The sequence below is a fragment of the Flammeovirga sp. EKP202 genome (assembly GCF_014534745.1).
Lineage (GTDB): Bacteria > Bacteroidota > Bacteroidia > Cytophagales > Flammeovirgaceae > Flammeovirga.
The window spans coordinates 120,073-133,994 of sequence record NZ_JACVVP010000020.1 but is presented as its reverse complement, the minus strand read 5'-3'; the positions used below and the strand labels follow the sequence as shown (position 1 = coordinate 133,994).

9 protein-coding genes are annotated in these 13,922 nt (G+C 34.7%); 3 read left to right on the top strand and 6 right to left on the bottom strand.

Going from position 1 to position 13,922, the window contains the following annotated elements; all coding sequences use genetic code 11:
- Positions 1-53: 53 nt before the first annotated feature.
- The 4 genes from IC221_RS14165 to cysS all read right to left on the bottom strand — a co-directional run bounded on the left by IC221_RS14165 (position 54) and on the right by cysS (position 5,520).
- Complete coding sequence (locus IC221_RS14165) at positions 54-611, bottom strand: hypothetical protein (RefSeq protein ID WP_188169592.1); 558 nt, start codon at positions 609-611, stop codon at positions 54-56.
- A gap of 344 nt (positions 612-955) precedes the next feature.
- Entirely contained in the window at positions 956-2,179 is a 1,224-nt protein-coding gene (locus IC221_RS14160; RefSeq protein WP_188169591.1) for a T9SS type A sorting domain-containing protein, read from the bottom strand.
- 377 nt (positions 2,180-2,556) lie between these two features.
- Positions 2,557-3,717: a T9SS type A sorting domain-containing protein gene (locus IC221_RS14155; protein WP_188169590.1), complete on the bottom strand. Its 1,161-nt coding sequence runs from the start codon at positions 3,715-3,717 to the stop codon at positions 2,557-2,559.
- 297 nt (positions 3,718-4,014) lie between these two features.
- Positions 4,015-5,520, bottom strand: a complete 1,506-nt coding sequence (cysS, locus tag IC221_RS14150) for a cysteine--tRNA ligase (RefSeq protein WP_188169589.1) — start codon at positions 5,518-5,520, stop codon at positions 4,015-4,017.
- Between the two features lie 278 nt (positions 5,521-5,798).
- On the opposite strand from cysS, the gene IC221_RS14145 reads away from it, so the two are divergent.
- From IC221_RS14145 to IC221_RS14135, 3 genes are all read left to right on the top strand, one after another.
- Positions 5,799-6,494, top strand: a complete 696-nt coding sequence (locus IC221_RS14145; protein WP_188169588.1) for a diphthine--ammonia ligase — start codon at positions 5,799-5,801, stop codon at positions 6,492-6,494.
- Between the two features lie 108 nt (positions 6,495-6,602).
- Entirely contained in the window at positions 6,603-7,181 is a 579-nt protein-coding gene (locus IC221_RS14140; protein ID WP_188169587.1) for a hypothetical protein, read from the top strand.
- A gap of 3 nt (positions 7,182-7,184) precedes the next feature.
- A complete protein-coding gene (locus IC221_RS14135; RefSeq protein WP_188169586.1) occupies positions 7,185-9,854 on the top strand; it encodes a DEAD/DEAH box helicase family protein in 2,670 nt (889 codons plus the stop codon).
- 1 nt (position 9,855) lies between these two features.
- On the opposite strand, the gene IC221_RS14130 is transcribed toward IC221_RS14135, so the two are convergent.
- Complete coding sequence (locus tag IC221_RS14130; protein ID WP_188169585.1) at positions 9,856-10,722, bottom strand: NmrA family NAD(P)-binding protein; 867 nt, start codon at positions 10,720-10,722, stop codon at positions 9,856-9,858.
- 203 nt (positions 10,723-10,925) lie between these two features.
- Complete coding sequence (locus IC221_RS14125; RefSeq protein WP_188169584.1) at positions 10,926-13,859, bottom strand: FAD-binding and (Fe-S)-binding domain-containing protein; 2,934 nt, start codon at positions 13,857-13,859, stop codon at positions 10,926-10,928.
- Between the last annotated feature and the right edge of the window lie 63 nt (positions 13,860-13,922).

The following is a 13,922-nucleotide window of genomic DNA, read 5'->3' as shown; positions in this document are numbered from 1 at the left end:
GAGAACAACTTAATTTAGCATCTACTTATTAATATTTTAACTATTCGCAAATTTTAAGAGAGCGAAAGATCAGTTATATAAGAATCTAATTCGTCTATATTGTAACCAGAACCACCTTTGTGCTCTCCCATTACCACAATTTCACCTCTTGCATAAGGAGGTTTATCATGTGTTCCATCACCGCCAGTAATTGTACCACTTCCAAGGATATCACCTAAAACAATCAGATAGACATGTTTTGTATTTCCATTATTGTTGTTCAGTTGCACTGCACCGTTGATTGTTAGGTTACCATTGACTACCAAATAAGATGATTCCTCAATGACGACAGTTTGGTTTGCATCTATAATTAGATCACCCTCAATTACGCTATAGTATTTCATGTCATTATTATGACCTCCTCTTCCATCTAAGTGATCAAATGTTACGGTAATATTATCTGGCACTCCTTGCTTAATCTGAACGCTTTCAGTACTTGAAGATACTTCAGGCCACTCATCTCCACCGATAGTGATGTCTCTATCAATAATTGAATTGATGTTTTGAGCAAAAGAAAAGTTAGAACTTAAAAATACTAGAGTAATTAATTGCGTGAGTAAGAATTTTTGCATTTTGAAATAATAATATCAGGTTCTTTTATAAAAATTGGTTTTGTGATACTAAGGATGTATTGGTTTTTCAGAATGAATCATTGATAGTTAATATTATATCCTTAGTAAAATACAACTACATTACGAACATTACCTTTGTAATAAAAGTTCATTAGTTGTCTGTTTTTGATGTCAATTTTTATGAAAAACCTCTATTATTCTCTGTAATTATTGTTTTTGGAAGATTTACATCTTCAACTTTGATGTATTAAAAAAGCTCTTCATAAGCAATTTAACTTATGAAGAGCCTATTGGGATGCTCAAACCTTTATTGTAATAGTATCAGTTGAAAGCTTGTTTATCAGTTATTGTATCATAATCTTTTCAATGTTTTGAGATGTACCAGAATTGACCTTTAAGATGTAAAGTCCTGGTTGAAGAGCAACTTTTTCTCCTAATTGATAAATGGTTGATGTAATATTGTTTGTATCAATGATATCATATAATACTACTTTTCCTTCCTTATTGATGACTTGAAGAATAGTATTCGTGTTAGAATTCATACCACTGATTTGTAAAGAAGTTTTTCCAGTACTACTAGGGTTAGGGTAAATGGATGTTTGAAAGTTATTTTGATCGTTAGAGAAGTGAACTGTTAAAGGTCCGAAAGTCTCATTTTGTCCATCAAAATCATATTGTATAAGTTTATAATAGATTGTAGTTCTATGTTCTTGAGAATCTGAGAAGGAGTAGTCGATACGAGTTGAAGTATTTCCATTGGCTTCCACCTCACCAATAAAACTCCAATTCCTTCTGTCAGTAGAAGAATAGATTTCGAAGTGTGAAGCATTTACTTCAGAGGCGGTAGCCCAATTTAATTGAACTAAACCATCTGTTTTAGAAGCAGTAAATGAAATGAGTTCAACAGGAAGATTCGTCGCCCAATCAGCAGGTAAAGCAAAATCCAATATATCCGTTACAGTTTGCCCATTACCAAAAGCAGCATCAATATTAACAGGACTATCGACGTTACCGCTAGAAATAATACTTTCTGAGTCTACAGTTCCTCCAATGTAGGCAGGTAAAGCACTACCTCCAGATCCAGGAGTAATTGTACCACTACCAATAACATCACCAAGAATAACGATATAGCCACTGTTGTGAAAATCAATATCACCATCAATAATCACATTTCCAGTAACAATCACTAGTGAATTATTATTGATTGAGACAGTAGAACCTCCTTCAACGGTTAGATTTCCATCAATGATTACATAGTTGTTGAACGAATCATCACTACCGGGATTTAATATGGTTTCAGCTTGTAATTTATTAGAAAAGTTAACTCCACTTTTGAATGTAATATCTCCAATGTGCTCGTAAACACCGCTATCAGGATTACCATTAAGACTCTCATGAGGATCTCCACTATTCAATTCACCGTCGCCATCCTCATCAAGACTAATGTTTTGACCAAAGGCAAAAATAGGAGACAAAAGAAGTAGTATAACAAAAGTAATATTAGTAAAAACACGAGTGTAAGGTGTTTGGTGCTGATGTTTTATTACATGAGTAATTGAGCGAATCATACTGTTTGGGTTAACAAAGGTTAATGAGTTGAACTATTTTGAAGTACGAGTTCATAACCGTTATGTTGTGATTAATTAACTTAATCTGAGAATTGTGCTATAAATATCTTAATTAAGTACAACTGTCTTCATAACAATATTTTTTTACAGATAGTTCACTGTATCTGTTTTTTAACATTAATTTTTATGTTAACCTGTAATTTCAGCTCAATTTTAAATGGATGAAGTGGTTTATTATATGTCTTCAGTAAGTTCTATTTTAAAAAAGTCGATTTGTAAATAGTGAAGATGGAAGTTTTACTTAATGCAAGATATAAAAAAACTCCTGAGGAATGAATGACTTCCTCAGGAGTTTTTGATGAGTTGTTTATAGTAACTTATTGAATAATAATTTTTTGTGTGTCTTGAGTAGTACCAGAATTAATTTTTAAAATATATAATCCGGGTTTTAAATCTACTTTATCTTCTAATTGATAAACAGCAGAGGTGATAGTATTACTATCAATAGTATCAAATAAAACAACTTTTCCTTCTTTACTCATAAGTTGAAGGGTTGTTGTTGATCCTGAACTCATTCCATTGATCTGAATTAATGTCTTACCTGAACTACTTGGGTTAGGATAAACAGATGTATTGAAGTGAGTTTCATTATTAGAAAAATGAACGGTTAATGGACCGAATGTTTCGTTCTGACCATCAAAATCAAATTGTACTAGTTTGTAATAAACAGTAGTAGCATATTCTTGATCATCTATAAAAGTGTAATCAATTCTTGTAGCTGAGTTACCGCTTGCTTGCACTTGACCAACATAACCCCAATTTCTATTGTCAATAGAAGAATAGATTTCAAAATGAGAAGCATTTATTTCAGAAGCCGTTGACCAATTCAATTGTACAGTATTTTCTAATTTTGATGCTGTAAATGAAATAAGTTCAACTGGTAAATCTGTAGTCCAATCTGGTTTTTCAAAGTCTAATATCCCTTCAACGTCTGCATCTGGAATATCTAGCGGGCTTTCAACTTCAGTATCGGTATCAATAATTTGAACATCATCACTGATTTCACCACCAATGTATGCAGGTAATGCACCAGCTCCATTTCCAGGGTCAATAGTACCACTTCCTGATACGTCACCTAAAACAATAAAATATCCATCATTATGAAATTGAGCAGTACCTTCAATAGTTAAATTACCTGTAATGATAAAAACTGCATCATTTTTAATGTCAATCACTGCTCCACTTTCTATAATAACATTCCCATCAATAATGATATAATTATAATAAGTATCATCTCCTCCTGGGTCTAAGATTACACCATGATTGAGTTGTAGAGTCAAGTCAGTTGTAGATTTAAAAGTTAAATCTCCAGTATGTTCATGAACTTCTTTAGTATGAGCGTTTCCATTAATATTTGTATTGTCACTGTATTCACCATCACCATCATCGTCTAAGTCAATGTATGTAACTTGTCCCATGGTTAGTAAAGGAAAAAATAGAAATAAAGCAATGAAAGATTTAAGTAAGTTTTTAGACATAGTAATATCTTTTTAAGAGTAAAGTCCATTTAGAATTTAAATCAAATACGTGAATTTGTTAACATTGGTTTTTGAAACTTCTTAAAGTTGTTAGAAATATAACGTATGATTCTTTATATAGTACAAAATAGATATAAACAATTATGGAGAACAAATAGTTCATTGAATTTGTTGTTAATCAATAATATGTAGTAATAATTTGTCACTATTTTGATTATAGGTAAGATGTGATTCATAAAAAAAAGGCCTTCATTGCTGAAGACCTTTCCGAATTGTTTTTATATGTATTTTGAAATACTAAGCTTCATCATAAGCCCACTCAACACCGGTTTTGGTATCTTTCACAACCACACCCATGTCTTTAAGTTTTGCTCTGATAGCATCCACTTTGTTATAATCTCTAACCTCTTTTGCTGCAGAGTAATCCTGAATGATATAATCTAATGCTTGGAAGAAATGATCAGGTGTTTCTTCTTTCAAACCTAATACATCTTCTATAAAAGTAATGTAATTAGAAATCATATCATTAAAAGCCTGTTCGCCCAATTGAGCTGCAGGGATATTTCCGCTATGAACAGCATTGATTTTTTTCAATAAGTTGAAAATACCTGCCATTGCTACCGCAGTATTGAAATCATCATTCATACCTCTGTAAATAGAGTTGACAATACTTTCAATGTTTTTGGCTTGTTTTTCATTTACTTCAATGCTGTCGTCAGCTTTGTATTCTAAGCTTTTTGCCAAACGAAGGCCATTCATTACTTTTCTATATCCCTTTCTTGCCGCCTTTAAAGCGTCATTAGAGAAATCCAATGTACTTCTGTATTGTGCTTGAAGAATGAAAAAACGGATCGTCATTGGTGAGTAAGCCTCTTCTAACAACTCATGTTTACCTTCAAATAACTCCTCTAAAGTGATGAAGTTACCCAAAGATTTACCCATCTTCTGACCATTGATAGTGATCAGGTTATTGTGCAACCAATACTTAGCAGGCTCTACGTGATTACATGCATGAGATTGAGCAATCTCGGCTTCATGATGAGGGAACTTAAGGTCCATACCACCACCGTGAATATCGAAATGATCACCTAAATACTTACGTGACATTGCAGAACATTCAAGGTGCCATCCTGGGAAACCATCAGACCAAGGAGAATTCCAACGCATAATATGTTCAGGTTCAGCTTTTTTCCAAAGTGCGAAATCCACTTGGTTTTTCTTATCGCTAACACCATCCAAGTTACGAGTCCCCTCTAGCATTTCATCAATATTTCTACCCGATAAAGCACCGTATTCCTTGTCTTCATTGTACTTTACAACATCAAAATAGACAGAACCATTAGACTCATAAGCATAACCTGATTCGATGATTTTTTCAATCATCTCAATTTGCTCAATGATATGCCCAGTTGCACGAGGTTCAATACTTGGTGGAAGGACATTTAAAGCAGCCATATCTCTGTGATAACGGTCAGTATAATGCTGTACCACTTCCATAGGTTCAATCTGCTCTAGCTTGGCCTTTTTCGCAATTTTATCTTCCCCTTCGTCTGCATCTCCCACTAGGTGTCCTACGTCTGTAATATTACGTACATAACGTACTTTATAATCTTGATGCTTAAAATATCTGAAAATAACGTCAAAAGTAATTGCGGGTCTAGCATGCCCCAAATGAGCATCACCATATACTGTAGGACCACATACGTACATTCCAACAAAAGGAGGATTAATTGCTTGGAACAATTCTTTTTTACGTGATAACGTATTGTATACTTTCAGTTGTTTTCTTAAATCTGGTTGCATGAGCGCAATTTTTATTTTAAACCTTAAGGGACATCAAAATGTAAACTTCTCCTGTCTTTTAAAGAGAAAACTACACATTAATCCTTATTAGGAAATTTGTTTTGAAATATAATTAATTGGATAGGGGTAATTGAATTTATACGGGGATGCATAAATTTAAACATTGACAATCAACAACATCGTAGGATGGTGATCTTTATCGGGGCGATATTTAAAATGCTTTTCATAAATTACCTTCAATTGATAGTCAAAAGTAATAAAATAAAGTTTAGAAATAAATGAAAAAAGCATTATTTCAATGGAGCGGGGGGAAAGATTCTTCATTTGCACTATTTATGGCTTTAAAAGAATGGGAAATCAAAGGATTATTGACTTCACTTTCTGCCGAGTACAAGAGAATCAGTATGCACGGAGTACGTGAAGAACTGTTAGACCTACAAGCATCATCAATAGGTATTCCTTTATATAAAATGTTCCTAGAAGAAGATACAACGTATGATACTTATGACCGAGAACTAGCAAGAAGTCTATCACCATTTGTAGAAGAGGGTATTAAGGATCTGGTTTTAGGTGACATTTTCTTGGAAGACCTTAGACAATATAGAGAAGAGAAAATGGCAAAGGTAGGGTTGAAATGTCATTTCCCTCTTTGGGGTGGAGATACACATCAGCTCTTCAAGGAATTTGTACAAGCGGGCTTCAAAGCTATTGTGGTAGCGGTGAATGACAGTGTTGGGGAGCAATTCAACGGTAGAGTATTGGATTTGGATTTTTATAATGATCTTCCTGAAGGTGTAGATCCATGTGGTGAAAATGGAGAGTTCCATACTTTCGTGTATGATGGACCTATTTTTTCAGAGCCTGTTGACTTTAAGATTGGTAAAAAGACCATCAGAGAGTATAATTATAAAGATTCAGATGGAAATGATATTAATTCAAAGGTTCATTTCTGCGATTTAGAGCTTGCTAAATAATACAAGACACTTTTATAAAAAAGGTTATTTAAAGAAAGAATGCTTTACAAAACACTTAAATTAGGTTTTTGTAGAGCATTTTTTTATTAAAGTACATTATTAGTTTTCATGTTGAAAATCCGCCAAATTTTATTGTCCTTCACTTTGTTGATGACTGCCTGTCAAACATCATCTATTGATTCAAAAGCTATAGAACAAGAGATTTTATCTTTAGAAACCATTGAAAAAAGAGAACGTTACCTACTCAAAGTATTGGAAGATGATCAAAAAGTACGTGATGCTGCCACTTTTCATAAAATTGTGTCAACGTATGGGACTGATTCTCCTGAGTACCAGGAGTTGGGAGAGAAAATTCTGAATGTAGATAAGGTTAATCGTTATAAAATAGATTTCTACATTCGTCAATATGGTTTTCCTGCCCCTGATGCGTTTAGTTCGATGGCAAGAAAGAGTCCTTTTTTTGTTTACCAACATATCACTGATATTGAAGAAAGAAATGAGAAGTTACCGACTTTACTTGTGGCTTATCAAGAGGGGCATTTAGATATTGATTTACTCAATGTTTTCTTGGGAAGAACTTATTACCTTAAATTCAACAAAAATCTTGTGATGGAAAATCCATATACTCCAGAGCAAGAATTAGAGCAACTCGTCAATGCATTGGGCTTGACAAATAAACTATTGTAACAAATGAATGAGGTTGTCCATTATCACCTTAATACTTTTCCAGAAAATATTACTTTTAAATACCCTTGGAGAAATTATCAGAAAAGAGTTTTAGACGAATTATCAAAACATCTTACAGATGAGCATTTACATGTTATAGCACCTCCCGGATCAGGAAAAACCGTTTTGGGATTACAAGTAATGCTGGAGATTAATCAATCCACTTTAATATTAACCCCTACAATAGCGATACGAAATCAATGGATTCAACGCTTTTGTAATCTTTTCTTACAGACATCTACAGCTCCCAATTGGATTTCGAACAATATTAAAGAACCTCAATTTCTTACCGTATCAACCTATCATGCCTTACATGCTTTATGTGCTAAGGAGGATGAGACAGATGAAGGAATAGTAGATGAAGATAACTTTAAAGATTTAAATTTTGGTACAATCATTTTAGATGAAGCACACCACCTAAAAAATGCTTGGTGGCAAACCTTAATGGCCTTAAAAACAAAGCTTCAGCCTAAAGTGGTCGGGTTAACGGCTACACCGCCTTATGATGTTTCTTTTACAGAGTGGGAGAGGTATATTCAATTAAATGGCCCCATTGATACAGAAATCAGTGTACCTGAGTTGGTCAAAGAACAAAATTTATGTCCTCATCAAGATTATATTCATTTCTCCTATCCAACTCAAAGCGAACTCTCCTTCATTTATCATCAAAGAGAAAGTATAAAAATGATCACTGATAAAATTGCTTCAGATGCATTTTTAGTAGATTATTTATTGAGTCATCCAGCCATCGAAAACCCAGAACAGCATTTAGATTGGATATACGATCAAATAGAAATTTATTCTGCCATTTTAATTTATTTGTCAGGAAATCAACAAGAATTGACAGACTTTCATTTTAAAATTACTGGAAATAAACAGAGAAAGATACCTCCTTTGGATAAGCATTGGTTAGAGGTGCTCTTTAACTATTTAATTTTTGAGGAAAAGAAAAGTAATAAAGAGTTCTCCAAGCACATTCAAACAGTAGAGAAGTTCATTCGAATGCATGGAGGTATTGTAGGGAGAAAAGTGGTGTTGGAAAATGATCAAGAAATTACTCAATACCTGAAAAATAGCACCGGAAAAATCGAGAGTATTTTATCGATTGCTCAGTTTGAACATAATAACTTAGGTGAGCGTCTTAGAATGGTGGTTTTGAGTGACTACATCCGTAAAGAATATTTAAACGAAGAAATTGAAATCAATAAATTAGGTGTTGTTCCCATTTTTGAGCATTTAAGAAGGAACTTGAATTCGACCGCTAAATTATGTGTACTGACTGGTTCTTTGATTATACTTCCGGAAGCGATGATGCCTGTATTGACAGAAGTACTTCATCACCGTGGTCTTCAACTTTCAACGACATCACTCCCTTATGATACAGCTTATGTAGTGATTCATTTGTCAGAAAAATTAAAGCATGAGATTGTAGAAGTAGTAACACAATTATTTGAAGAAGGGCATTTTAATATTGTAGTGGGTACAAAAGCCTTATTAGGGGAAGGTTGGGATGCACCTTGTATTAATTCTTTGATTTTGGCAAGTGTTGTGGGTTCTTATGTGTTGTCGAATCAGATGAGAGGGAGGGCCATCAGAACATCACAATCAGATCGTAATAAAACAAGCAATATTTGGCATTTGGTCTCTGTTGACCCTACTAGAAGTGATGGGGGAGAGGATTTGAAGGTTTTAAAAAGGAGGTTTAGAGCTTTTGTAGGTATTTCTGAACGAGAGCAAAAAACGATTGAAAATGGAATTTTGAGAATGGAAATTCCTTATCAATTTACAGAGGAAACAGCACAACTGCTCAATAAGAGAATGTTTCAATCAGCAGGAGAAAGAGATCAGCTTTCATTACAATGGAACGAGGCTATTCAAAATGGTGTTGAAATCACTGAAGAAATTAAAGTTCCATTTGATAGAGAGGAAAAGAATTTTCATAGGCAGAAAAAGTTGTATTACAGAGCGTCTATGGGGTATTTGTTGTTAGAATTAGGTCAGTTATTTATGCTTCATTTAATGGATTTTTATGAAATAGCAGAAGGTTTTCTTTATGCAGAGGATAGAAATGAACTTTTAATGATTCTTTGCCTTGCAGATATTGGTGGACTGTTTTACTTCGGGAAAAAACTCCTGAAAACCATAAAGATTTATTCAAAATACCGAGATGTTACCAAAGATCTACAGCAAATTGGCGATGCACTTTTACGTTCTTTAATTCAAACGAAAATCTTTTACTCTAAACCTGAGGAACTCTCAGTAAAGACTTTTGTCAATGATTATGGAGAGGCATTTTGTTATTTAGAAGGAGGAAGTAGTTTCGAGAAAAACACTTTTGTGAATGCATTGGAAGAAATAATTAATCCTATTCAAAACCCTAGATATATTGTAGAGCGAGTACATCAACTTTGGGCATTCTTTACTCAAAAAGACTATCATGCAGTACCCGAACAATTAGGAAAGAAAAAGAAGACAGCAACGATTTTCCACAAGTATTGGAATAAATACTTCAACGAATCTGAGTTGTATTTTACAAGAAATATTGAGGGGCGAAAACGATTACTGAAGTTTAGGTTTAACTCTTTGTCTTCAGAACTTTCTGAAAAGGCAGAAAGGGTGAGCAGATGGAAATAAATTAGGCGTTATTGGCAGGTAATAAGTCTGGAATATGTCTCATTATAAATTCGATGAGTCTTGTTGGCTTTTTACCTGTAATTTTTTCGTAATTAGGATAAATCTCTTGTCTGTTATCTAGATTTTCAAGAAACATAAAAACAAGTAAAATACTGATTTCTCTGTATTGAAGACCTTTTCTTTTCAAAGAGAGGATAAACTCTATTAGCGTGGAATTATAAACTACATCTTTTGGAAGAGATGCCGTAAGTTTAGCTGTCACCTCCATAAAGTTTTTGTTCTCATTGCCCATCAGAGGGATCGTTTGATTTTTATATTCATCAAACTTATAGATTAAATTAACGATAGCATCACCTGCATTTCGTGCATCTATCCAATTAAACTTTTTACTCAAATGTGGAATAGCAATTTTTTGATCCTCTTGTATTTCCTTTTTGAAAAAAGTAGTCAAATTTTGCATGAAATAAGTAGCCTGCACAATGATGTAATCCATCCCGCTCTTTCGTATAATTTTCTCTACTTTATGATGAGGAAGGATAAAACTGTATCGACCTCTATAAACAGAGGAGAAGATAACTTCGGAGACGCCTGAGGATTTACAAGATGCAAGAAAAGTCCGGTAGGAGTGCTCAAAGTGAGGTACATTTCGAGGTATTATCAAAAAGACAGTATCTATATCGATTAGAGCTTCTTGAAATGTCGAGTTATCATTAAAATCAAGATAACGGTACTCTGCTTCTTGTTGGGGTAAATTTGGATTATGTCTTTGTCCAACTATGATTTTTGTTTGCGTATGACGAGAAAGATAACGAAAAACCTCTTTTCCGATAATACTGTTTAAACCAGTTAATAATACCTTTTTCTTCATTTTAGTTGAATAAATACATCAATCAATGACAAAAATAGAGAGTCTTGTATAAAAATCGTAATTCATTAACCGATATAAACACCTTCTTTAAAAACATTCGGAAAATAGTGTTTGTCATTGAGAGGTAGAAAGTTTTTTGTTGATTTTCAGTTTTCTATATAAAAAGGAAGAGCAAATGTTGATCTGCTCTCCCTTTTGTAATACTATTTTAAAGCATTCAATAAAATCTCAACAGGGTGCAATGCATCTCTTTCAGTACCATCTTTAATTTGATGTCTACAACTTGTACCTGCTGCTGCGATAATTACATCGTCATCCAGTTTTCGGATAGTAGGGAATAATACTAATTCTCCAACATCCATTGAAACTTTGTAATGCTCTTTTTCATAACCAAATGAACCTGCCATACCACAACATCCCGAAGGAATAATCTGTACTTTGTAGTTTTTAGGTAAGCCCAACATTTGCTTTCCGGTCACTTGAGTACCTGTTGCTTTTTGCTGACAGTGCGTGTGAAGTTTTACTAACTTTTCTTCCTCCGTAAACTGATCTGAAGAGATCTTACCTGCTTTGATTTCTCTAGCAATAAACTCATCAATCATCAATGCATTCTTGGCCAAGTTGGCTGCATCGTCTTTTTGATGTGCGTGTACCAAGTCAGGGTATTCATCGCGGAAGGCCATAATCGTAGATGGTTCAATACCTATAAGCGGAGTTTCTTCAGTAATGTAAGTTTTCAACATGTCTACGTTTTGACAAGCTAAATCTTTCGCTTCTTCCACAAAACCTTTTGATAAGAATGTTCTACCACTTTCTACGTGAGGTTGCCACTCGACTTCATAACCCAACTTCTCCAACAAAGTGATGGTTTTTAAACCAATTGGAGTGTCATTGTAGTTAGTGAACTCATCACAGAAAATATATACTTTACCTTTTGTTGCTTTCTTAGGTGTATATTTTTTCAACCAGCTTTTAAAAGTATGTTTGTGTACTTTAGGAATTGATCTTTCAGATGCAAAACCAGTGATTGATTTGAAAATACTCCCTGTCAATGGGTTACTGATCATCCAGTTGAATAAACCAGGTGTGAGCATCGCCATTTGAGTTAAACGAGGGAAGTAGGCGATCATCTTAGCACGCATTGGAGCACCATTCGCCTTGTAGTATTGCTGTAAAAATTCAGCTTTTAGCTTTGCAATATCTACGTTAGAAGGACACTCTGATTTACAACCTTTACATGATAGACAAAGGTCCATCACTTCATAAATCTCATCGTGGTTAAAACGGTTGATCGTATAAGGAGCTCTTAAGTACTCTCTTAAAATATTGGCTCTGGCACGAGTGGTATTTTTCTCGTTTCTGGTCGCCATATAAGAAGGGCACATTGTTCCACCTGTTACTTCCGTTTTTCTACAAGCACCCGCACCGTTACAGAATTCAGCTGCTCTAATGATGCCTTGAGAAGCACTGAAATCCAATGTTGTTTTAATTTCTGGTGTTTCAATTCCCGGCATAAAACGAAGACTCTCATCCATTGGAGGAGTATCGACAATTTTATTAGGATTGAAAACGTTATGAGGGTCCCAAGATCTTTTGGTAGCTTCAATCAGCTTAAAGTTCTTTGAACCGACCATATATTCAATAAATTCACCTCTTAGACGACCATCTCCATGTTCTCCACTCAGTGAACCTCTGTATTTCTTAACAAGTTTGGCAATTTCGTCAGCAATGACCTTAAACATTTTATTACCGTCTTGGGTCTTTAAATCCAAAACAGGTCTAAGGTGTAATTCTCCTGATCCTGCATGTGCATAGTGCACGCAGAAAAGGTCATACTTTTTCAAAATTTCATTGAAATCTGCAATGTATGCCGGAAGATCTTCTACGTCTACCGCTGTATCTTCGATGACAGGAGCTGCTTTAGGGTCACCAGGAACATTAGAGAGTAGTCCAAGTCCAGCTTTACGCAAGTTCCAAACTCTTTTTACATCTTCTCCTTCCACCAACTTGAAGTAATGCCCCATACCTGCTTCCTTGTAAGCAGCTTCTAACGCTGCAGCATCAGCACGCATTTCTTCCACAGTATCTCTTGCAATTTCTGTCACTAACACTGCCGCAGGATCTCCTTCTAAAAAGAATCTATTCTGACGGTGTTCGATACTGTTTTTGGTACAATCTAATATATATTTATCCATTAACTCAACCGCAGTTGGGTTGAACTTTAATGAAATAAGGTTAGCTTTTAAAGATTCATCAATGGAATCAAATTGTGCACATAACACTCCCTTGTATTTTGGAGGAGTAGGATTACAATGCATTTTGATTTCAGTAATGAAAATTAATGTTCCTTCAGATCCAGCAATTAACTCACAGAAGTTAAAAGGTTTTCCTTCTGGATTGAAAGGTTGCATCAAGGCTAGTAAATCAATCGCATAGCCGGTATTTCTTCTAGGAATAGAAGGTTTAGGGAACTCTTTGGCAATTTCAGCTCTCACTTCTTCAGGGAGAAGCATTTCTTTTACCTCTTTGTACAATCTTCCTTCTAGATTGTCTTGTTGTGCTTTCGCTTCGAATTCTTCAGGAGTAACAGCTTTAAAAACCGCTTCAGATCCATCGCTCAAGAACCCTCTTACTTCGATAAGGTGATCTCTTGCTGATCCATATTGCACTGAATTAGAACCGCATGAGTTGTTGCCAACCATCCCCCCAATCATTGCTCTGTTGGCCGTAGATGTTTCTGGGCCGTAAAACAAGTCAAAGTCTTTAAGGTGCTTGTTTAGTTCATCACGTATCACACCAGGTTGTAGTCTCACCCAGCCTTCCTCTTTGTTGACTTCAAGAATTTTAGTGAAAGTTCTTGAAACATCCACAACAATACCATGACCAACAACTTGTCCAGCTAATGATGTACCTGCAGTTCTTGGAATTAGAGATGTGTTATGTTGGTTAGCAAATGTGATAAGCGTTTTGATGTCTTCTTCATCTTTTGGAAAAGCGACAGCCAAAGGAAGTTCACGGTATGCGGAGGCGTCTGTGGCATACAGTGTTTTCATTACATCATCATAATGTAATTCTCCTTTAAGTTGCTGACTTAAACGCTGAAGTAGTGCCTTTCCTATGTTCACTTTTGCTGTCATAATCTAATATTTTGAAAGTTTGAAACACAAAACAGATTCGTTGAACCTATTTTACTTAAAAGT

Coding starts and splice junctions, on each gene's coding strand:
- IC221_RS14130 (WP_188169585.1), bottom strand. CDS start 10,722: ATGAAGAAAAAGGTATTATTAACTGGTTTAAACAGTATTATCGGAAAA.
- IC221_RS14165 (WP_188169592.1), bottom strand. CDS start 611: ATGCAAAAATTCTTACTCACGCAATTAATTACTCTAGTATTTTTAAGT.
- IC221_RS14140 (WP_188169587.1), top strand. CDS start 6,603: ATGTTGAAAATCCGCCAAATTTTATTGTCCTTCACTTTGTTGATGACT.
- cysS (WP_188169589.1), bottom strand. CDS start 5,520: ATGCAACCAGATTTAAGAAAACAACTGAAAGTATACAATACGTTATCA.
- IC221_RS14155 (WP_188169590.1), bottom strand. CDS start 3,717: ATGTCTAAAAACTTACTTAAATCTTTCATTGCTTTATTTCTATTTTTT.
- IC221_RS14135 (WP_188169586.1), top strand. CDS start 7,185: ATGAATGAGGTTGTCCATTATCACCTTAATACTTTTCCAGAAAATATT.
- IC221_RS14160 (WP_188169591.1), bottom strand. CDS start 2,179: ATGATTCGCTCAATTACTCATGTAATAAAACATCAGCACCAAACACCT.
- IC221_RS14145 (WP_188169588.1), top strand. CDS start 5,799: ATGAAAAAAGCATTATTTCAATGGAGCGGGGGGAAAGATTCTTCATTT.
- IC221_RS14125 (WP_188169584.1), bottom strand. CDS start 13,859: ATGACAGCAAAAGTGAACATAGGAAAGGCACTACTTCAGCGTTTAAGT.